The sequence below is a fragment of the Modestobacter sp. SYSU DS0657 genome (assembly GCF_054050925.1).
This window is the reverse complement of sequence record NZ_JBJHAG010000017.1, coordinates 75,828-95,766: the sequence shown is the minus strand read 5'-3', so window position 1 is coordinate 95,766 and position 19,939 is coordinate 75,828. Positions and strand designations below refer to the sequence as shown.

18 protein-coding genes and 1 pseudogene are annotated in these 19,939 nt (G+C 74.0%); 8 read left to right on the top strand and 11 right to left on the bottom strand.

Annotated features, from left to right (window positions below; all coding sequences use genetic code 11):
* The 5 genes and pseudogenes from ACI79A_RS12545 to dnaA form a co-directional block, all read right to left on the bottom strand.
* Positions 1-239 (bottom strand): annotated as a pseudogene (locus tag ACI79A_RS12545) (hypothetical protein); the annotation flags it as partial.
* Complete coding sequence (gene recF / locus ACI79A_RS12540; RefSeq protein WP_457083576.1) at positions 232-1,416, bottom strand: DNA replication/repair protein RecF; 1,185 nt, start codon at positions 1,414-1,416, stop codon at positions 232-234. The gene recF and the pseudogene ACI79A_RS12545, both read right to left, overlap by 8 nt.
* 148 nt (positions 1,417-1,564) lie before the next feature.
* A complete protein-coding gene (gnd, locus tag ACI79A_RS12535) occupies positions 1,565-2,497 on the bottom strand; it encodes a phosphogluconate dehydrogenase (NAD(+)-dependent, decarboxylating) (protein ID WP_457083574.1) in 933 nt (310 codons plus the stop codon).
* Positions 2,498-2,650: 153 nt separating this feature from the next.
* Positions 2,651-3,811: a DNA polymerase III subunit beta gene (gene dnaN / locus ACI79A_RS12530; protein ID WP_457083572.1), complete on the bottom strand. Its 1,161-nt coding sequence runs from the start codon at positions 3,809-3,811 to the stop codon at positions 2,651-2,653.
* 725 nt (positions 3,812-4,536) lie between these two features.
* A complete protein-coding gene (dnaA, locus tag ACI79A_RS12525) occupies positions 4,537-6,372 on the bottom strand; it encodes a chromosomal replication initiator protein DnaA (protein ID WP_457083570.1) in 1,836 nt (611 codons plus the stop codon).
* Positions 6,373-6,990: 618 nt separating this feature from the next.
* On the opposite strand from dnaA, the gene rpmH reads away from it, so the two are divergent.
* From rpmH to ACI79A_RS12485, 8 genes are all read left to right on the top strand, one after another.
* Positions 6,991-7,128, top strand: a complete 138-nt coding sequence (gene rpmH, locus ACI79A_RS12520; RefSeq protein WP_056296149.1) for a 50S ribosomal protein L34 — start codon at positions 6,991-6,993, stop codon at positions 7,126-7,128.
* A gap of 1 nt (position 7,129) precedes the next feature.
* Positions 7,130-7,507: a ribonuclease P protein component gene (gene rnpA, locus ACI79A_RS12515; protein WP_457083568.1), complete on the top strand. Its 378-nt coding sequence runs from the start codon at positions 7,130-7,132 to the stop codon at positions 7,505-7,507.
* A complete protein-coding gene (gene yidD / locus ACI79A_RS12510; protein ID WP_457083564.1) occupies positions 7,504-7,905 on the top strand; it encodes a membrane protein insertion efficiency factor YidD in 402 nt (133 codons plus the stop codon). The genes rnpA and yidD overlap by 4 nt, the downstream gene beginning before the upstream one ends.
* Positions 7,898-9,019, top strand: a complete 1,122-nt coding sequence (gene yidC / locus ACI79A_RS12505; protein WP_457083562.1) for a membrane protein insertase YidC — start codon at positions 7,898-7,900, stop codon at positions 9,017-9,019. The genes yidD and yidC overlap by 8 nt, the downstream gene beginning before the upstream one ends.
* Before the next feature lie 94 nt (positions 9,020-9,113).
* Positions 9,114-9,791 carry a Jag family protein gene (locus ACI79A_RS12500; protein WP_457083560.1) on the top strand — a complete coding sequence of 226 codons (678 nt, stop codon included), beginning with the start codon at positions 9,114-9,116 and terminating at the stop codon, positions 9,789-9,791.
* Between the two features lie 53 nt (positions 9,792-9,844).
* On the top strand, positions 9,845-10,486 hold the full coding sequence (gene rsmG, locus ACI79A_RS12495) for a 16S rRNA (guanine(527)-N(7))-methyltransferase RsmG (protein ID WP_457083558.1): 642 nt from the start codon (positions 9,845-9,847) through the stop codon (positions 10,484-10,486).
* Between the two features lie 75 nt (positions 10,487-10,561).
* Positions 10,562-11,650 (top strand): ParA family protein, encoded by a 1,089-nt coding sequence (locus tag ACI79A_RS12490; RefSeq protein WP_457083556.1) that lies wholly within the window; start codon positions 10,562-10,564, stop codon positions 11,648-11,650.
* 106 nt (positions 11,651-11,756) lie between these two features.
* Entirely contained in the window at positions 11,757-12,797 is a 1,041-nt protein-coding gene (locus ACI79A_RS12485; RefSeq protein ID WP_457083554.1) for a ParB/RepB/Spo0J family partition protein, read from the top strand.
* Positions 12,798-12,892: 95 nt separating this feature from the next.
* Here ACI79A_RS12485 and ACI79A_RS12480 read toward each other — a convergent pair whose 3' ends face one another.
* The 6 genes from ACI79A_RS12480 to ACI79A_RS12455 form a co-directional block, all read right to left on the bottom strand.
* Complete coding sequence (locus ACI79A_RS12480; RefSeq protein WP_457083552.1) at positions 12,893-13,885, bottom strand: D-alanine--D-alanine ligase family protein; 993 nt, start codon at positions 13,883-13,885, stop codon at positions 12,893-12,895.
* Positions 13,882-15,231: an aminotransferase-like domain-containing protein gene (locus ACI79A_RS12475; protein WP_457083550.1), complete on the bottom strand. Its 1,350-nt coding sequence runs from the start codon at positions 15,229-15,231 to the stop codon at positions 13,882-13,884. Before ACI79A_RS12475 ends, ACI79A_RS12480 begins: the two co-directional genes overlap by 4 nt.
* 76 nt (positions 15,232-15,307) lie before the next feature.
* Entirely contained in the window at positions 15,308-16,420 is a 1,113-nt protein-coding gene (locus ACI79A_RS12470; protein ID WP_457083548.1) for an N-acetylmuramoyl-L-alanine amidase, read from the bottom strand.
* Between the two features lie 270 nt (positions 16,421-16,690).
* A complete protein-coding gene (gene trxA, locus ACI79A_RS12465) occupies positions 16,691-17,017 on the bottom strand; it encodes a thioredoxin (protein WP_153359386.1) in 327 nt (108 codons plus the stop codon).
* 130 nt (positions 17,018-17,147) lie between these two features.
* Positions 17,148-18,167: a thioredoxin-disulfide reductase gene (gene trxB, locus ACI79A_RS12460; RefSeq protein ID WP_457083545.1), complete on the bottom strand. Its 1,020-nt coding sequence runs from the start codon at positions 18,165-18,167 to the stop codon at positions 17,148-17,150.
* Between the two features lie 98 nt (positions 18,168-18,265).
* Positions 18,266-19,897: a hypothetical protein gene (locus ACI79A_RS12455; RefSeq protein ID WP_457083543.1), complete on the bottom strand. Its 1,632-nt coding sequence runs from the start codon at positions 19,895-19,897 to the stop codon at positions 18,266-18,268.
* Positions 19,898-19,939: the final 42 nt, after the last annotated feature.

The following is a 19,939-nucleotide window of genomic DNA, read 5'->3' as shown; positions in this document are numbered from 1 at the left end:
TAGTATATGTTCGTGCGGGCGTTCAAGTCGTGCTGGCTTACCAGGGTGTCGCGCAGGGAGCCCCGCGGCTGGGGGTGGCCCGCCCCGGGCCGGGGCCCGGCCCCGGACCGGCGCGGGCCCGCGACCCGGCGCCGGGTCGGCCGGGGACGGGACGCCGACGCCGCCCGGGCGGCGTCCAGGGCGGCCCGGGCGATGTCCGAGGGGCGCGCCGGGCGGTCGGCGGACGGCTGGTCAGGCACCGGTGACCTCCTCCAGCGGCAGTCCCGGCTCCGGCCGGACGACCCGGGCCTGCCCGTCTGCGATCTCCACCCGGGTGCCGCGCAGCGCCGCGGGCACGTCCTCGGCGACGGCAGCCGTGATGAGGGTCTGCTCAGCGGTGACCGCAACCTCGGCCAGCGCGGACCGGCGGTCGGTGTCCAGCTCGGCGAAGACGTCGTCGAGCACCAGCACCGGGTCGTCGCCGTCGTCGCGCAGCAGGGCGAAGCAGGCCAGCTTCACCGCGAGCGCGAACGACCACGACTCCCCGTGGCTGGCATAGCCCTTGGCCGGGGCCGGCCCGAGGTGCAGCACCAGGTCGTCGCGGTGCGGGCCGACCAGGGTGACACCGCGGTCGACCTCCTCCTGGCGCCGCTCGGCCACCCGGTCGCGCAGCGCGGCCGCGAGCTCCTCGGCCGCGGGCAGCGCCCGCTCCGGGTCGACCGGGGCGCCGTCCCCGGCCAGCGGCACCGTGCTGCTGTAGCCGAGTGCCGCCCGGTCGGCCGCGGGCCCGGCGACGCCGGCGTAGGCGGCGGCCACGTGCGGGGCCAGGTCGGCGACCAGTCGCAGCCGGGCGGCCAGCAGCTGACCACCGAGCTCGGTGAGGTGGCCGTCCCAGACGTCGAGCGTGGCCAGGGAGTTGCCCCGCGCGAGCTTGGCGGTCTTCAGCAGGGCGTTGCGCTGCTTGAGCACCCGGTCGTAGTCGCTGCGCACGCCGGCCATCCGCGGGGTGCGGCTGACCAGCAGGTCGTCGAGGAAACGGCGGCGCTCGGCCGGGTCGCCACGGACCAGCGACAGGTCCTCGGGGGCGAAGAGCACGGTCCTGACCAGCCCGAGCAGCTCCCGCGGGCGGGGCAGCGGCGCCCGGTTGACCCGGACCCGGTTGGCCCGCCCCGGGTTGATCTCCACCTCGACCAGCAGCTCCCGGTCCTGGCGCCGCAGCGCCGCCCGGACGATCGCCTGCTCGGCGCCGTGCCGGACCAGCGGTGCGTCGGCGGAGACCCGGTGGCTGCCCAGGGTGGCCAGGTAGCCGACCGCCTCGACCAGGTTGGTCTTGCCCTGCCCGTTGCGCCCGACCAGGACCGTCGGCCCGGGGGTCAGCGGCAGGTCGACCGCCTCCCAGCTGCGGAACTGGGCGACCTGCAGGTGCCGGACGTACACGGTCAGATCCTCGGTGAGATGGCGGAACGGCCCCCGTGCTCCCCGCGCCGAGGCTGCCCGGCGCGGGGAGCGTGAGGTGCTGGAACGGCCTCGTTGCAGGGGCCCGCGCCGAGCGTCAGCGAGGCGTGGGGGGCAACGAGGTCCTTCCTCACGCGGGCTTCTCGGCCTCCTGCTGCTGCACGGCCTGGACCGCGTGACCACCGAACTGGTTGCGCAGGGCGGCGACCGCCTTCATGGTCGGCGAGTCCTCCTGCCGGGAGGCGAACCGGGCGAACAGCGAGGCGGAGATGGCCGGCATCGGGACGGCGTGCTCGATCGCCTGCTCGACGGTCCACCGGCCCTCACCGGAGTCCTCCGCGTAGCCGCTGATCTTCTCCAGCGCCGGGTCCTCCTGCAGGGCGCGGACCAGCAGGTCCAGCAGCCAGGAGCGGATGACGGTGCCCTGGGTCCACGAGGCGACGACGCCGGGGACGTCCTCGATCAGGTCGACGGCGGCCAGCAGCTCGTAGCCCTCGCCGTAGGCCTGCATCATCGCGTACTCGATGCCGTTGTGGACCATCTTGGCGAAGTGACCGGCACCGCACGGGCCGGCGTGCACGAAGCCGGCCCCGGGGATGGCGTCGCCGGACTCGTCGTGCGGCGCCGGCGGCTTGAGAGCGTCGAACACCGGCTGGGCCTTCGCGACGTCCTCGACGCTGCCGCCGACCATCAGCGCGTAGCCGTTCTCCAGACCCCACACCCCGCCGGAGACCCCGGCGTCGATGTAGCCGATGCCCTTCGGGCCCAGGTGCTCGGCGTGCATCTTGTCGTCGGTGAACTTCGAGTTGCCGCCGTCGATGATCACGTCACCCGGGCTGAGCAGCTCGCCCAGCTCCCGGACCGTGGCCCGGGTGGGCTCCCCGGAGGGCACCATCACCCACACGATGCGCGGCCCCTCGAGCGCGGCCACCAGCGCCTCGAGGCTGTCCACGTCCCGCTTCCCCGGGCTGCGGTCGTACCCGACCACCTCGATGCCGGCGCGGCGCACCCGCTCCGCCATGTTGCCGCCCATCTTGCCCAGCCCGACCAGCCCCAGCTGCACGTCCGGTCCTCCTCCACGCTCGTCTCCCGCGGGGTCCCGCGGGTGGTCTCGGTGGGCGCACGCGACGCTGCGGGCCCAGCTCCCGGGTCCGGCCCGGGATCTTCCTGCCCCATCGTGCTCGCCCCCTCCGGGGTCCGCACGCCCGGGGGCGGCTCAGCCGGGCAGGCGCACCGGCATGATCAGGTAGCGGTAGCTGCCCGGCCGCTCGGCGGGCCGGGACGCCTCGGCGTCCTCGGCGGCGGGCTCGGGCACCCCGGAGAGCACCGCAGGCTTCAGCGCGGTGGTGAAGTCCATCCGCGCCCGCTCGGTGTGCACCGCGGCCAGCCCGTCGAGCAGGAACGTCGGGTTGAAGCCGATGGTCAGCGGGTCGCCGTCGAACTCGACGTCGCAGCGCTCCTCGGCCTGGCCCTCGTCGTCGGTGCCGCCGGCCCGGAGGGTGACCTGGCCCGGGGTGAACTCGCAGCGCAGCGGCGTGCCCCGGTCGGCGACCAGCGCCACGCGCTTGGCCGCGTCGGTGAACAACCCGACCGGCAGCGTGGCGTACGAGGCGGACTCGGTCGGCATGATCGCCCGGTACTTCACGAACTCCGCGTCCAGCAGCCGGGTGGTGGTCTGCCGGTCCTTCCCGGACAGCCCCAGGATGCCCTCCCCGGACCCGCTCGAGCTCAGGGACAGGACCACCTCGGGTCCGCTGGTCAGCGTCTTGGCGGCGTCGGCCAGGGTGCGTGCGGGCACCAGCACGGCGGCGGAGAGACCGGGGGTCTCCGGGCGCCAGGCGAACTCGCGCACCGCCAGCCGGTATCGGTCGGTGGCGGCGAGGGTGACCAGGTCGTCCTCGATCTCCAGCCGGACGCCGGTGAGCATCGGCAGGGTGTCGTCCCGCCCGGCGGCGATCGCCACCTGACCGACGGCCTCGGCGAAGGCGTCGCTGTCGACGACCCCGGCCGTGGACGGCAGGGAGGGCAGCGACGGGTAGTCCTCCACCGGCAGCGTCGGCAGGCTGAACCGGGCGTTGCCGCAGGAGATCGACAGCCGGGCGCCCTCGGCGACGACGTCGACCGGGTGCGGCGGGAGAGCGCGGGTGATCTCGGCCAGCAGGCGACCCGGGACCAGCGTGCGCCCGCCCTCGGTGGACTGGACGTCGATCTCGGAGCGCGCCGAGACCTCGTAGTCGAAGCCGGAGACCGACAGCTGGTTGCCCTCGACCTCGAGCAGGATCCCGGCCAGGACCGGCACCGACGGCCGAGGCGGCAGGCTGCGCGCGGTCCAGGCGACGGCCTCGGCGAGCACCTCACGTGCCACCCGGAACTTCATGTGGAAACCCATCCCTGCTGTCGTCCGCCCGCTCGTGCGGCGGGGTGTGCGGCGCCCATCCTCTCCTGACCGGCCCCCTGTCTGACCAGTCCCCCGTGCCTCCGACCCACCAGAGGCTCTCCTCGTCGCGGCCGGAGGCCCCCGGAGCGCGGGCCGGCCGGCCCCGATCCGGGCCGTCCCCACCCAGAGTGTGGTTCGAGAACTCCTCGAGATAACTCCTTCATCCTCGTCATCACGGGTGTGGATGCTGGGGACTCGGCCTGTTCGTGCACGTCAGCACGGAAGTGGGCCTGTTGGTGCGCTGTGGGCCGGTGACCCTCGTCCTGTGTCGACACGTGGACAACTCGACGGTTGTGCACCGTCGTCGGCCCCGGTCCACCCTGCGTCCCCGGTCCACCCGCAGCGTCGTCCCCAGTCCGTGCCCAGTCCCCCGGTCCCGCCCCGGTCGTCCACCGTCGCCGGTTGACGACTTGTGGACAGGGCGGGGACGACGACCACGAGCGGTTCCCGGACGCGGCCCCCCGGCCCCGGCCGCTGCGGCCCACCGGACGGTCCACCTGCGGGGCAGCGTTGGGGACCGGATCTCCCCAACCTGTGCACAGATCTGGGGACAAGGCGACACGGAGCGGTGGTCGCGCACCGCAGCACGGCACCGCCGGCCGGTGGACCGCACGCGTCAGGCCTCGTCCCGAGCGTGCGGGGACGAGGCCTGACGGGTCCTGCGGCTACTGCCGGGCGCGGCTCTTGATCCGGGCGGTCAGCTCGGTGACCTGCGTGTACGTGGCCCGGCGCTCGCTCATCAGACCGGTGATCTTCTTGACCGCGTGCATGACCGTGGTGTGGTCCTTGCCCCCGAAGGAGGCGCCGATCCTCGGCAGGGACAGCTCGGTGAGCTCCCGACACAGGTACATGGCGATCTGCCGGGCGTTGACCAGCGTGCGGCTGCGGTTGGCGCCCTGCAGCTCCTCCATCGTCACGCTGAAGTACTCCGCCGTGGCGGCCATGATGATCGCGGCGGTGATCTGCGGGCCCTGCTCGTCGCTGATCAGGTCCTTGAGCACCAGCTCGGCCAGCGCCAGGTCGACCGGCTGCTTGTTCAGGCTGGCGAACGCCGTGACCCGGATCAGTGCGCCCTCGAGCTCGCGGATGTTGGTCTGCACCTTGCTGGCGATGAACTCCAGCACCGCGTCGGGAGCCTGCAACCGCTCGCCCCACGCCTTCTTGCGCAGGATGGCGATGCGGGTCTCCAGGTCCGGCGCCTGGACGTCGGTGATGAGCCCCCACTCGAAGCGGGTGCGCAGCCGGTCCTCCAGCGTCGTCAGTTTCTTCGGCGCGCGGTCGGAGGTGATCACGATCTGCTTGCTGGCGTTGTGCAGCGTGTTGAAGGTGTGGAAGAACTCCTCCTGCGTCCGCTCGGCGCGCTCCAGGAACTGGATGTCGTCGATCAGCAGGAAGTCGATGTCCCGGTAGCGGCGGCGGAAGTCCTCGGCCCGGCCGGAGTGCACGAGGTTGATGAACTCGTTCGTGAACTCCTCGGTGCTCACGTAGCGCACCCGGACGTTGGGGAACATCCGGGCGGCGTAGTGGCCGATGGCGTGCAGCAGGTGGGTCTTGCCCAGCCCGGAGTCGCCGTAGATGAACAGCGGGTTGTAGGCCCGGGCCGGCGCCTCCGCGACCGCGACCGCCGCCGCGTGGGCGAACCGGTTGCTGTTGCCGATGACGAAGCTGTCGAAGACGTACTTGGGGTTCAGCCCCGGGTCCAGCCCGGCCGGCCGGCGGTCGGCGAACAGCGGGACGGCACCCCCGCCGCGCCGGCGCTCACCACCTCGGTCGTCGGCCGGCCCACGCCCGGCCAGCTGCTCGGCGTCGTCACCGGAGTCCCGGTCCCAGGGGGCCAGCCGGCCCTGCACGCCCACGCCGATGCCCGACTCCGCACCGGCGGGCGACCACTCGGGGACGGCGTCCTCCCGCGGCGCACCGCGGGACCAGTCCCGTCCGTCGCCGGACTCGGGCAGCCAGACGCCGGCCTGCCCGGGGCCGCTGCGGCCGGTGTCACCCCGGTCGCCATCGGCCCGGACGGCGTCGGAGCGGACCCCGAAGGCGCTGCGACCGTCGTCGACCCGGTCGCGGTCGGCCCGGTCCTCGGCGGCGCGGTCCTGCGCGGCGCGCTCGCGCTCCGCGGCGGTGCGCTCGGCCGGCGGCCACTCCGCGACCGGCCCGTCGGCCGCCGTGCGCTCCCGCTCGGCCGGTGGCCAGCGGCGGTCGTCGGGGTCGGCGCCCCGACGGGGGGTGCTGGGAGCCGGCATGTCCTCCAGCTGCACCGCGACCCGGATGGCGCGGCCGAACTCCGCGGACAGGGCCTCGGCCAGCTGCATGCGCATGCGGGACTCGAGCACCGTCTGGGTGAACTCGTTGGGAGCCGCCAGCACCGCGGTGTCCTCGACCAGGCCCAGCGGGCGGGTCAGCTCGAGCATCGCCTTCTGCTGGGGGGACAGGCTGCTGGAGAGCCGCTCGCGGATCTGGTCCCAGACCGTGGCCAGGTCGACCGGGGAGTCGGCCATCGTCTGTGTCCCTTCCCGTTCCTCAGATCGTGCTCTCCGCACCCGTCGTCCACAGGTCGGTCGGTGCCCGGCGGGCCGGTCGGCCCCCTGCACGGTCCCCAGGTGTGGACGTGGGACGGTGGCGTTCCACATGAGTGTCCACAGTCTGTGCACGCCCGGCGACGCGTGGCCCGCAGCCAGCGGGGGCCGGCGGTCGGATGCGGCGTCCTCGCTGGTCGGCGCCCGGCCGAGGGGACCCGGGGAGAGCTGGCGAGCGGCTGGCCGGCGGGGCCGGGTGGTCGACCCGGGACCCAGTCGTCCAACGCGGAGCGACGGCGACGCTAACAGCCCCGTCCACAGCCGGGCAACGACGGCGACCCCGGACCCCGGGACGCCGACGGCGTGTCCTCCCCGGGTCCCCCGGTGACCGGTGCACCATGACGGGTCGGGCCAGCGCCGCAGACCCGTCGGGCTCTCGGCTATGCTGGTCCGAGCTGTGGACGGCGCCCTGCGCATCGTGGGCCCGCACAGCGCCAGCAGCAAGAACAGCGCCACCAGCAGCAAGTGCCAGCACCAGCGTGGCAGCGGCGCCCGTCCGGGTCCGTGCCGCATCGATGTCGTCAGCAGTGGGAGTACCTCGTGAGCAAGCGCACGTTCCAGCCGAACAACCGCCGCCGGTCCAAGACCCACGGCTTCCGGCTGCGGATGCGCACCCGGGCCGGTCGCGCGATCCTCGCCGGCCGTCGCCGCAAGGGTCGCGACAAGCTCTCCGCCTGAGGTGCTGCCCGCGCAGGCACGCCTGCGCCGGCGGCCGGAGTTCACCGCGGTCGTGCGGTCCGGCCGGCGTGCCGGCCGTCCGACCCTGGTGCTGCACTACCTCTCCGAACGGCCCGTCGCCCGGGTCGGGGGCCACGCTGCCCCGGACTCCGGGCCGCGGGCCGGTTTCGTGGTCGGCAAGACCGTGGGCAACTCCGTCTGCCGGCACCGGGTGACCCGCCAGTTGCGGCACCTGGTCGCCGCCCGGCTGGACCGCCTCCCGGCGACCGCCGACCTGGTGGTCCGCGCCCGCCCGGAGGCGGCCGGGGCCGACTCCACCGCGCTCGGCCGCGACCTGGACAAGGGGCTGGACCGGCTGCTCGGGGCCCGCTCGTCATGAGCGGTTCCCCCACCCGGGCCCTGCTGGCCGCGGTGCGCTTCTACCAGCGGGCGATCAGCCCGGTGTTCCCACCGCGCTGCCGTTTCCACCCCAGCTGCAGCGCCTACGCGGTCGAGGCCCTCGAGGTGCACGGCGCCGCGCGCGGCGCCTGGCTGGCGCTGCGGCGGCTGGGCCGGTGTGCCTCCTGGCACCCGGGGGGCGCCGACTTCGTCCCGGAGCGGACCGACCCGCAGCGGCGCGGAACCGCAGAGACCACCCACTCGTCGTGCACTGCGGCGCAGCCGTCCGAGCGGTTCCCGGAGCCGGCGGCTCCGGGAACCGCCGGGGCGCGTCGACCCGACAGTGCACCCCCGCCGGCCCCGCGCCGGTCTGCGCAGCAGGAGGCTGGCGTTGCTTGACTGGCTGTACACCGCGATCGCGTGGGTGATGAAGCAGTGGCACGCACTGTTCTCCACCTTCCTCGACCCGGCCGGTGGTATCACCTGGGCGCTGTCGATCGTCTTCCTGGTCATCACGATCCGCCTGCTGCTGTTCCGCCTGTTCGTCAAGCAGGTCAAGTCCCAGCGGGCGATGCAGGAGATCCAGCCGGAGATCCAGAAGCTGCGCAAGCAGTACGGCAGCGACAAGCAGGGCTTCAGCCAGGCGATGATGGCGCTGCAGAAGGAGCGCGGGGTCAACCCGCTGGCCAGCTGCCTGCCGATCCTGCCGCAGATCCCGGTCTTCATCTCGCTGTTCCACGTGCTGCGCCGGCTTGCACCGGACAAGCCCGGCCTCTACAGCTGGGACGACCAGCTGACCGACCAGGCCGCGCGTGCGGACCTGTTCGGCGCGCCGATCTCCTCCTCGTTCAACATGGCGGGGGAGAAGGAGCAGGCGATCCTCGCGCTGGAGGGCGTGACCTACACCAGCATCCGGATCGTCGCCTTCACGCTGATCGTGGTCATGTGCCTGACCACCTTCTTCACCCAGAAGCAGATCATGAAGCGCTCCGGGCCCGTCGAGGGTCAGGCGGCGATGATCCAGAAGCTGCTGCTCTACGGGATGCCGATCAGCCTCTTCGTGACCGGCTTCTTCTTCCCGGTCGGCGTGCTCCTCTACTGGTTCACCAACAACCTGTGGACCATGGGGCAGCAGTTCTACATCCTCAAGAAGCTCCCCCCGCCCGGTTCGCCGGCAGCGCTGGCCAAGGCCGCCGCCGACAAGCCGAAGATCGACCCGAAGGCCCTGGCCCCCAAGCCCGGCGCCAAGCCGGTGCGGCCCAAGTCCGGCCGTCCCGCGACCGCCGCCCCGGAGTCCGCGGCCGACGGCGACGGCGCCGCGCCCCAGACCCCGCCGGCCTCGGGCAACGGTGCCGGTCCCGGCAGTCCGGCCGCGAATGGCGGCACCGGCAGCACGGCGGCCGGCGGCAGCGCCAACGGTCGCCCCGCCGGCGGCAACCGGCCGCGCCAGGGTGCCGGCGGGAACCGTGGTGGCAGCGGTCCCGCCAACCGCGGCAAGCGCAAGCGACGCTGACGCCGACGGCGCACCCGGGCTGCGGTCCGCGCGGTGCCCGTCCCCTCGACCACCGGGTACGCCCGGCCGCCTGCACGACACCGGAGGACCGAACGTGACTGCACCCGACAGCGACACCGCCGCGACGGCCGAGGCCACCTCGGACGCAGTGCTCCCCCAGGTCGGGGGCAGCGGGGACCCCGCACTGCCCGACGCCGACCCGGCGTCCGCGGACGCCGTCGTCGAACCGGTCGACCCGATCGACGATGACGAGAGCGACGAGGACGAGAGCGACGATGACGAGAGCGACGACGACGGGGACCAGGACGCCGACGGCCTGCTGGTCCGCGAGGGCGACGTCGCCGGTGACTACCTGGAGCGCCTGCTCGACATCCTCGACGTGGACGGCGACATCGACCTCGACGTCGAGGGCGACCGCGCCTCGGTCGCCGTCGTGGGCGGGCAGCTGAAGACCCTGATCGGGCCGGACGGCGCCACCCTGGAGGCGCTGCAGGAGCTGACCCGGCTCGCGGTGGCCCAGTCCACCGGGGTGCGCAGCCGGCTCATGCTCGACATCGGCGGGTTCCGGGCCAAGCGGCGGGCCGACCTCACCAGCCTCGCGGCGGCCGCCGCCGAGCGGGTGGCGCAGAGCCGGCAGCCCGAGCGGCTCGCCCCGATGAACCCCTTCGAGCGCAAGGTCGTGCACGACGTCGTCGCGGCGACGACCGGGGTGCGGAGCGAGTCGGAGGGCGAGGAGCCGAACCGCCGCGTCGTGGTCCTGCCCGACGCGTGAGCGGGGGCGACCCGGCCGGTGGGGAGCCCGAGAACCGAGACCAGGCGGTTCCGGTGGCGCCACCGGTGGCGGAGCAGGTCTTCGGCCCCGCGCTCGGTGCGGCCACGGCCTACGTGGCCAAGCTCGCCGGCGACGGGGTCACCCGCGGCCTGATCGGGCCCCGGGAGGTAGAGCGCCTCTGGGACCGGCACGTGCTCAACAGTGCCGCGCTGGCCGAGGTCGTGCCGGAGGGCTCTCGGGTGGTCGACGTCGGCAGCGGGGCCGGGCTGCCCGGGGTGCCGCTGGGCCTGGCCCGACCGGACCTCCAGCTCGCGCTGGTCGAGCCGATGGCCCGGCGGGTGGAGTTCCTGGCCGAGGTGGTCACCGCTCTCGACCGCCCGTGGCAGGTCGTCCGCGGTCGCGCGGAGGAGCGGGCTGTCGTCCGCGCCGTGGGGCCGGTCGACGTGGTCACCGCCCGCGCCGTCGCCCCGCTGCCGCGGCTGGTCGGCTGGTGCCGCGGGCTATTGCGGCCCGGCGCCCAGCTGATCGCCCTGGTGGGCGCCCGGGCGGCCGCCGAGGTGCCCGCGCTCGTCCCGGAACTGGAGGCGGCGGGGATGCGGGACATCTCCACGCGGGCCGTCGGTGTCGGGCTCGGCGCTGCAGCCACTACCGTGGTGCTGATGACGCGGGCCGGCGTCCCGCGCCCGCCCCGCTGAGCAGCTCAACGCGTTCCACGTGGAACACGACCACGTCGTTCCACGTGGAACGCAGTCCGTGAGGAGGACGCACCGATGACGGACCCGGGCGAGCGGCTGCGCACCAGCCTCGCCGCCGACCAGGCAGTCGGTGCCGAGTTCGACAGCCCGATCGCCGCCGAGGCGATGCGGGCCACGCGTGTGCTGCACGCGGCCGACCAGGACCCCTTCCCCCGGCCCGGCCGGATCCGGGTGATCACCGTGGCCAACCAGAAGGGTGGCGTCGGGAAGACCACCTCGACGGTCAACCTGGGTGTCGCACTGGCCATGTACGGCCTGCGGACACTGGTGATCGACCTCGATCCGCAGGGGAACACCAGCACTGCCCTGGGTGTCGAGCACACCGTCGGCACGCCGTCGGTCTACGACGCACTGGTCAGCGACGCCACCCTCGCCGAGGTGACCCACCCGACGACGGCCAGCCCGAACCTGCACTGCGTCCCGGCGACGATCGACCTGGCCGGCGCCGAGATCGAACTGGTCTCCGTGGTCGCCCGCGAGCACCGCCTGCGTCGCTCGATCGAGGGCTACCTCGACGGGCTGCCGCCGGAGGAGCGGCCGCACTACGTCCTGATCGACTGCCCGCCGTCCCTGGGTCTGCTGACCCTCAACGCACTGGTCGCCGGGGACGAGGTGCTCATCCCCATCCAGTGCGAGTACTACGCCCTGGAAGGGCTCGGGCAGCTGCTGTCCAACATCGACCTGGTGCGGGCGCACCTCAACCCGGGCATCTCGGTGAGCACCATCCTGCTCACCATGTACGACGGCCGGACCAAGCTCGCCGACCAGGTGGCCGACGAGGTGCGCAACCACTTCGGCGACCTGGTGCTCACCGCGGTCATCCCCCGCAACGTCCGGGTGAGCGAGGCGCCGGGGTACGGCCAGTCGGTGCTCACCTACGACCCGGGGTCGCGCGGCTCGACGAGCTACGTGGAGGCCGCCCGGGAACTCGCCGTGCGGGGCGCTCGGCTCACTCCGGCGTCGCCGCCGGCCCCGCCGCCGGCACAGCCCCGGACGGCGGCACAGCCGGCTGTCCGCCCGGCGCCGCCGCCGCCCGCGGTGGCCGCCCTGGTGCTCGGCGAGCCGGTCGCCGGCCCCGCCACGGGTGGACGGCATGCCACATGAGCACCGTCCGCCCCACGAGCCTCACCTGGGCGCCGCTGCGGCGTTCCGGCATCGGTTGTTCCACCCCCGCGCCGCACCGGCGGCCGGGCAGCAGCGAGGAGAACCAGTGACCAAGCGCGGCGGACTCGGCCGGGGCCTCGCGGCCTTGATCCCCACCAGCGCCCCGGCGCCCACGGCGACGCCCGCGGCTCGCGCCGCGGAGGCAGCCGAGGCGGAGGCGGCGGGCGTCGGTGCCCCGGACCAGGCGAGCCCTCCCCCGCCGACCTCACTGACCGAGCGGGCCGCCGCCCGGGACGCGGCCGCTGCCGTGGAGCCGGTCGCCGGGGTGCCCGGTGCCCAGCTGCGCGAGGTCCCGGTGGGCGATGTCGTCCCCAACCCCAAGCAGCCCCGCCAGGTCTTCGACGACGAGGCGCTGGAGGAGCTCGCGCACTCCGTCCGGGAGTTCGGCCTGCTCCAGCCGATCGTCGTCCGGGAGGCAGGCGAGGGTCGGTTCGAGCTGATCATGGGTGAGCGCCGGCTGCGCGCCGCCCGGGCCGCGGGTCTGGAGGCGGTGCCGGCGATCGTCCGGGACACCACCGACGACGCCATGCTCCGCGACGCCCTGCTGGAGAACATCCACCGGGTGCAGCTCAACCCGCTCGAGGAGGCCGCGGCCTACCAGCAGCTGCTCGAGGAGTTCGGCGCCACGCACGAGGAGCTGGCGGCCCGGATCGGCCGCAGCCGATCGCAGGTCACCAACACCATCCGGCTGATGAAGCTCCCGGTGAAGGTGCAGACCCGGGTCGCCGCGGGGGTCATCTCCGCCGGCCACGCCCGGGCGCTGCTGGGCCTGCCGGATGCCGAGGCGCAGGACGCGCTCGCGACCCGGATCGTCGCCGAGGGCATGTCGGTGCGGGCCACCGAGGAGGCCGTCGCGCTCGCGGTCGCCGAGAGCCCCACGGCCGCCCGGCGGTCGCAGCGGAAGATCAGCGCGCCCGGTGTCGAGGACCTCGCGGGTCGGCTGTCGGACGTGTTCGAGACCAAGGTCAAGGTGCAGATCGGGCGGGCCAAGGGACGCATCGTCGTCGAGTTCGGCTCGGTCGACGACCTGCAGCGGATCGTGGGCATGATGGCGCCGGACATCACCGGGCGCCGCGCCCAGGACTGACGAAGGACCCCGCTGCCCGCCACGACTCGCGCGCTCGCCGCGGGCCCTGCAGTGGGCCACCAGCTGGTTGCGTCAGTGACGCAACCAGCTGGTGCTCAGCCTCGGCTCGCGGCGCGGGCCAGCAGGCGGCCGAGCACATCGCCCAGCCGGTGCCCGGCGGCTTCGACGGCCATCGGGAACATCGAGGTCTCGGTCAGCCCCGGGGAGACGTTGACCTCGAGGAAGTGCACCTCGCCGTCCGGGGTGACGATCGCGTCGGTGCGGGACAGATCGGCCAGCCCGAGCACCCGGTGCACCTGCAGCGCCACCTCGGCCGCCCGGGCGGCGACCGCGTCGTCGACCCGCGCCGGTGCGTGGTACTCGGTGAGGCCGGGGGTGTAGCGGGAGGTGTAGTCGAAGACCCCGGACTCCGGGGCTATCTCCACCGCGGGCAGCGCCTGCGGCCCGTCACCGAGGTCGACGACGGACAGCGCCAACTCGACCCCGTCGACGAAGCGTTCCACCATCACCGTGTCGCCGTAGGCGAAGCAGCTGACCATGGCCGCCGGCAGGTCCTCCACGCGGCTGACCTTCTGCACGCCCAGCGACGAGCCGCCGGTGGCGGGCTTGACCATCAGCGGCAGGCCCAGCCGGGCCACGATGAGGTCGAGCACCGCGCCGGCCCCGAGCTCGCGGAACGTGCTGTGCGGCAGGGCCACCCAGTCGGGCGTCGCGACGCCCGCGGACCCCACGACGGACTTGGCCGCGGGCTTGTCCCAGGCGAGCCGGCAGGCCGCCGCCGGGGAGCCGACGTAGGGCACCCCCGCCAGGTCCAGCACGGCGCGCAGGGCGCCGTCCTCCCCCGTGGCGCCGTGCAGCGCGATGAACACCGCGTCCACCGGTGCGGCCGCCAGGCCGGGCAGCAGCTCGGCGTCGGCGTCGTGCATCCCGGCGTCCACGCCGGCGCGGGTCAGGGCCTCGACGACCTGGCTGCCCGACGAGAGGCTGACCTCGCGTTCGAAGGTCAGGCCGCCCGCGAGCACCAGGGCACGCAAGGGGTGCTGGTCGGCGCCGGTGGCCTCCACCGGTGCGGCGGCCGGCTCGCTCATGGCTGGCGGTCTCCACTCTGGTCGCTGTTGGACGGGCCGATGACGGGGGGCGTGCCGGGACGCACGGCGCGGAAGGTGCCGGTGTCGACCGCGTCGAATGTCGAGTGCAGGTCCAGCTCGGCCTCGATGACCCGGCCGAGCCGGCGAACGCCCTCCCGGATCTGGTCCGGCTCCGGGTAGCAGTAGGACAGCCGCATGTACTCCTGGCCCTGCCCGTCGGCGTAGAAGCCGATGCCCGGCACGTAGGCGACGTGCGCAGCGACCGCGCGGGGCTGCATGAGCTTCGCGTCCAGCCCGTGCGGCAACTTGAGCCACACGTAGAAACCCCCTTCGGGGCGGGTCCACGTCGTGCCCGGCGGCATGAGCGCGGTGAGTGACTCCAGGGTGGCGTCGCGGCGTTCGCGGTACAGCTCGGTGAAGACCTTGATCTGCTCGCGCCACGGCTGGGTGTCCAGGTAACGGGCGACGGCGTACTGGGTCAGCGAGGGCGGGCAGAGCACCTGCGCCTCGGTGGCCAGCACCAGCTTCTCGCGGACGGCCAGCGGCGCCAGCACCCAGCCCACGCGCAGGCCGGGCGAGAACGTCTTGGAGAACGACCCCAGGTAGATGACCCGTTCGTCGTTCCGGGCCCGCAGCGCGCGCATCGGCTCACGCTCGAAGCCCAGCAGACCGTAGGGGTTGTCCTCGATGACCAGCAGGTCGTACTGCTCCGCGATCGCGATGATCGCCTCGCGCCGGGGCTCGGAGAGGGTGACGCCGGCCGGGTTGTGGAAGTTGGGCACCGTGTAGAGGAACTTGACCCGGTCACCCCGGGCCCGGCACTCCAGCAGCGCCTGCTCCAGCGCCTCCGGGATCAGCCCGTCGTCGTCCATCGCGACGTGCCGCACCTGGGCCTGCGCGGCCTGGAAGACGCCGAGCGCGCCGACGTAGGACGGCGCCTCGGCGATGATGACGTCACCGGGGTCGATGAACACCCGGGTGACCAGGTCCAGCCCCTGCTGGGAGCCGACCGTGACGACGACCTCGCTGGGCGAGGCGTCGGTGATCCCCTCCAGCGCCATGACGTCGCAGATCCGCTCGCGCAGCCGGGGGTCGCCCTGGCCGGAGCCGTACTGCAGGGTCTGCGCGCCCATCCCGGAGACCAGCTCGCCGATCATCGAACCGACGGCGTCCAGCGGGAGGGCGCTCACCGCGGGCATGCCGCCGGCCAGCGAGACGACCTCGGGCCGGCTGACCACGGAGAAGAGCGCCCGGATCTCCGAGCTCTTCATGCCGTGGGTGCGTGCTGCGTACCGGTCCGCCAGCGGGTCGAGCCGCGGGTGACGTGGGTGCACAGGAGGGGTCACCCGTCGCAGTGTATGCCCGTGCGGTGACGTGCTGGCACGGCCCCGCTGCAGGGGCTGGCGGGCAGGGGGTCCTCTGTCAGCCGCGGGCGGGCAGCAGGAAGGTGCCGGTCGGCGGGTCGGCCTCGGCCGGCAGGAACAGCCGCTGGACGGCAGCGACGACGGCCTGCGCCACCGTGCTGCGCAGCCGGGCGTCCAGGAGCAGCAGCCGGTCGACCGGGTGCGAGAGGTAGCCGCAGTCGACCCGGACGGCGGGCATCCGGGTCATCCGCAGGATGTCCCAGGTCTTGGGGTGCGAGCCGCAGTCGAGCATGCCGGTGCGGGCGATGACCTCGCGGCGCACCAGGTTGGCGAACTGCTCGCCCACGGTGGAGCTGGCCCCCGAACCGGTGCCGTAGTAGTAGCTGGCGACCCCGCGGGCGTGGGCGGAGCCGTGCGCCTCCATGTGCAGGGAGAGGAAGAGGTCGGCACGGGCGTCGTTGGCGAAGGCGGTCCGCTCGGCGGCGGTGGGGTCGCCGCTGCGGCCGTGCGTGAGGTAGACCGTGGCGCCGGCCGCGGCGAGCCGCCCCTCGATCCGGGAGGCGAGGTCGAACACCAGGTCGGCCTCGGTGGTCTCCCCGGCCGTGAAACCGGTGTCCTGACCACCGTGGCCGGGGTCGATGACGATGACCCGGCCGATCAGGTGCGGCCCGGAGTCGACCAGCGAGGCGCTCTGCCGGAGCAGCTGCGGTCGGCCGCCGGTGACCCGGCGGCCCAGCTGCTTCAGTGCGCGCAGGGTGGCCGGGCCGCAGGTGCCGTCGGAGGTGAGCCCGTAGTCGCGCTGGAAGGAGCGCAGCCCCGCCTCGGTCTCCGGGCCGAGGATGCCGTCGGCCCGGCCCGCGTCGTAGCCGAGCTCGAGCAGCAGCTCCTGCAGGCGTCGGACGTCGTCGCCGCGGGCGGGGTGCTCGGGGTCGTGGCGCAGCAACCGGTCACCCAGCGACCAGCGCGCCTCGGTCAGCGCCCGGTACGTCTCCTCACCGACGAGCCCGTCGACGGACAGGCCGCGGACCTGCTGGAAGTGCCGGACCGCCAGCTCGGTGACCTCGTCGTACTGCCCGGACGCCGGCTGGCCGGTGAGCATGTCGAGCGTGCTGAGCACCGCTTGCACCTCGGCCACCGCAGGGCCAGAGCTGCCGGGTCGCAGGACGTCCATGCGGAAGAGGTCACTCCTGTTCGCGGGTCCCGGCCGGTCGCCGGGTGGTGCGGGCACCGTCGATTGTGGCGGGTGCGGCTCTGCGGCGCGCGCACCGGGTGACGGGAGGCCCGCGATCCGGTGACGCGTGGCCACCGGACGGGTGACCGGCAGGATGCGGACCGGGACACGACGAGGCCCGCCGGTCCAGGGACGGGCGGGCCTCAGTCGACCCTCCTGCAGGGCCCCGCCGCGAGTGTGCGAGCGGTGGGGGGGCAGGAGGCTCCTTCGTCAGATGTAGTCGGACAGGTCCGACAGGATGGCGCCCTTGGGCTTGGCGCCGATGATGCTCTTCACCGGCTTGCCGCCCTGGAAGACGGTCATCGTGGGGATCGACATGACCTGGTAGTCACGCGCGATCTGCGGGTTCTCGTCGATGTTGAGCTTGGCGATCGTCAGCTTGTCCGCGTGCTCGGCGGCGATCTCCTCGAGCACGGGGGCGACCATCTTGCACGGTCCGCACCACTCGGCCCAGAAGTCGACCAGCACGGGCTTGTCGCTGCCCAGGACGTCGCTGGCGAAGCTGGCGTCGGTGACGGTCACGGTGTTGCCTGCCATGGTGCTGCTCCCTGTGGTCGCTCGGGTGTCTGCCTGGTGAACCAACGGGCCATCGCTTCTATGCCCGCTCGGCCCCCTCGCGGGGGCCCGCGCCGAGCCCCCGAGGCGTGGGGGCGAGGGGGTTCCTCTTTCAGCGCTCGTCGAAGGTCTCGGCGAGCCAGCGCTCGGCGTCGATCGCCGCCTTCGCGCCGGTGCCGGCGGAGGTGATGGCCTGTCGGTAGATCTTGTCCACGACGTCACCGCAGGCGAAGACGCCGTCGATGTTCGTCCGCGTGGTCGGGTGCTCGGCGAGGATGTAGCCCTCGTCGTCCAGCTTGAGCTGACCGGCGAAGAGCTCGGTGCGCGGGTCGTGGCCGATGGCCACGAACAGGCCGGTGACCGGGAGCTGCTCGGTGGCGCCGGTCTCGACGTCGGTCAGCTCGACGGCGGAGACGGCGTTGTCGCCGTGCACGTCGGTGACCTGCTTGCCCAGCGCCCAGCGGATCTTCTCGTTGTCCTGCGCGCGCTTCTGCATGATCTTCGACGCCCGCAGCTCGGTGCGGCGGTGCACCACGGTGACCGACTTGGCGAACCGGGTGAGGAAGGTCGCCTCCTCCATCGCGGAGTCGCCACCGCCGACCACGACGATGTCCTGGTCGCGGAAGAAGAAGCCGTCACAGGTGGCGCAGGCGGAGACGCCGTGGCCGAGCAGGCGCTGCTCGTTGTCCAGGCCCAGGTACCGGTACTTGGAGCCGGTGGCCACGATGACGGCGTGCGCCCGGTGCACCTCCGAGCCCACCTTGACGATCTTCGGGTCGACGGTGAGGTCGACCTCGGTGACGTCGGCGGGCACCAGCTCGGCGCCGAAGCGCTCGGCCTGGGTGCGCATGTCGTCCATCAGCTGCGGGCCCTGGATGCCCTCGGGGAACCCGGGGTAGTTCTCCACCTCGGTGGTGGTCATCAGCGCGCCGCCGAACTGGGAGCCCTCGAACACCAGCGGGTGCAGGTTCGCTCGGGCTGCGTACGTGGCAGCGGTGTAGCCGGCCGGGCCGGACCCGATGATGATCAGGTCACGGACGCCGTCGTGCTCCGCCGGGGGGATGGCGGGGTGGGCCGGATCCGTGGAGACGGCGGGGCCGGGGGTGGGCTGGTCACTCGTCACAGGGCGCACAACCGACAGCCTAGGGCCGCCATTCCCCCGCGCCAGGGCCCTCACCCATGAGGCGGAAAGGGGCGTTGCAGCGGGCCTCGGGACAGGCGCCGCGGGCCTCAGGACGCGGCGGTGACGGTGACCTCGGCCAGCTCGGCGGCGAACCCCTCGCCGGCGGGCACCAGCGAGGTGATCCAGACCAGCACGTAGCGGGTGGTGGCCGGCGCCTCGAAGGCGACCTGGTCGTCGCCGGTCAGCTGGGTGGCGGCGACGACGTCGAAGGCGTCCAGGTCGCCGTCCGGCGTGCCACCGGTGCGCACCTCCACCTCGGCACCGGGGGTGCCGGTGAGCAGCTGCACCCCGGCGACGGGCTGCTCGCTGCCCAGGTCGTAGACGATGCCGACGCCGGGCTTGAGGTTGCCGAACTCCGCGGATCCCCGGTAGGTCAGCGTGGACCACGCGGTGGCCGGGTCGCCGTCGGTGGTCAGCGGGACGTCGTCGTCGTTCTCCGGCTCGCCGTCGCCGAACGGGTCGAAGACGGCGGCGCCGGTGACCGGCAGGGCGGCGCCGGGCTCGGGCGCCGGCTCCTCCGCCGTGCCCGGGTCGGCGCCGTCGGCCGGCGCGCTGGGCGCGGGAGCCGTCGGTGACCCGCTCTCGACGTTGCTGGCGACGGAGAGCACGTTCGAGCCGAACCACCACCCGACCGCCACGACCAGTGCCAGGGCGAGGAGCGGCAACCCGACCAGGGCCAGCCGGCGTCGGGCGGCGGGCCCCTCGTCGTCGGCGTCGTCCTCGGGCAGGGAGTCGGGCCAGTCCAGCTCCTCCTCGGCGTCCGCCTCTGCCCCTGCGGAGGACGCGCCGACCGGGCGCGCCAGCGGGGCACCCGGCACCGGCGGCAGGCCCGCGGCAGGCCGGCGGACGGGGACGTGCTCGTCGGCCCCGCCCCGGCCCTCGGCCTCGGCCAGGTCGCGGCGGTCGCGCAACCGGCGCATCCACCCGCTGTCGCTGACCGGATCGGGGCGCGCGGCCTCCTGCGGACCGGTGCTCGTCCGGCCGCGCTCGGTCAGCAGCGCGGCCATCGCCGCGGCGCTGGACAGCCCGGTGCCCGGGTCGCTGGAGCGGGCCCGCCGCACCAGCGCGGCGAGGTCGGGGGCGGCGATCGGCGGGGGACGGTCCCCGGGGAGGTCGGCGCGGGAGCCGGTCAGGCAGAGCTCGAGCAGCGCGCCGAGGGCGGCGATGTCCCCGCGCACCGAGCCGGTGGCCGCCGGCACCGAGACGAGCCCCACGAGGCCGCCGGGACGGAGCACGACGTGCTCGGCGGTGATCCCGCCGACGGCCAGGCCGGCCCGGTGGGCCTCGGCCACGCCCTCGGCGAGGCGGCGGACGACCGCACGGGCCTCCCGCTCGGGCAGCGGGCCGTCGGCGGCCAGCCGGTCGGCCAGCCGGACGCCGTCGATCCACTCGTTGACCACGTAGGCGGCGCCGCCCGGCTCGGTGCCCCCGGTGCCCTCGGCGGCGTCGTAGACCATCGCCAGCGCCGGGGTGGCCAGCCCGCCGGCGGTCAGCGCCCGGGTGATCCACTCCCGGGCGGCCGGTCCGCCGGGGCTGTGCACGCGCAGCGCGACGTCGCGGTTGAGCACCCGGTCTCGGGCACGCCAGGAGCGGATGACGCCGGTGGGCGTCCGCTCGTCGGGGGCGACCTGGTCCAGCGGGCGGTAGCGGTCGGGCAGACCGGTGATCGTCGACGTCACGGACGGTGCCGACCCCCTGGACCACTCCCCCGCCGGGGACGG

Bases quoted from the DNA above. Each gene is read 5' to 3' on its own strand.
- dnaA (WP_457083570.1), bottom strand. From the start codon at position 6,372: ATGGCCGACTCCCCGGTCGACCTGGCCACGGTCTGGGACCAGATCCGC.
- trxA (WP_153359386.1), bottom strand. From the start codon at position 17,017: ATGGCAGGCAACACCGTGACCGTCACCGACGCCAGCTTCGCCAGCGAC.
- ACI79A_RS12470 (WP_457083548.1), bottom strand. From the start codon at position 16,420: ATGGACGTCCTGCGACCCGGCAGCTCTGGCCCTGCGGTGGCCGAGGTG.
- dnaN (WP_457083572.1), bottom strand. From the start codon at position 3,811: ATGAAGTTCCGGGTGGCACGTGAGGTGCTCGCCGAGGCCGTCGCCTGG.
- ACI79A_RS12490 (WP_457083556.1), top strand. From the start codon at position 10,562: ATGACGGACCCGGGCGAGCGGCTGCGCACCAGCCTCGCCGCCGACCAG.
- yidD (WP_457083564.1), top strand. From the start codon at position 7,504: ATGAGCGGTTCCCCCACCCGGGCCCTGCTGGCCGCGGTGCGCTTCTAC.
- ACI79A_RS12480 (WP_457083552.1), bottom strand. From the start codon at position 13,885: ATGAGCGAGCCGGCCGCCGCACCGGTGGAGGCCACCGGCGCCGACCAG.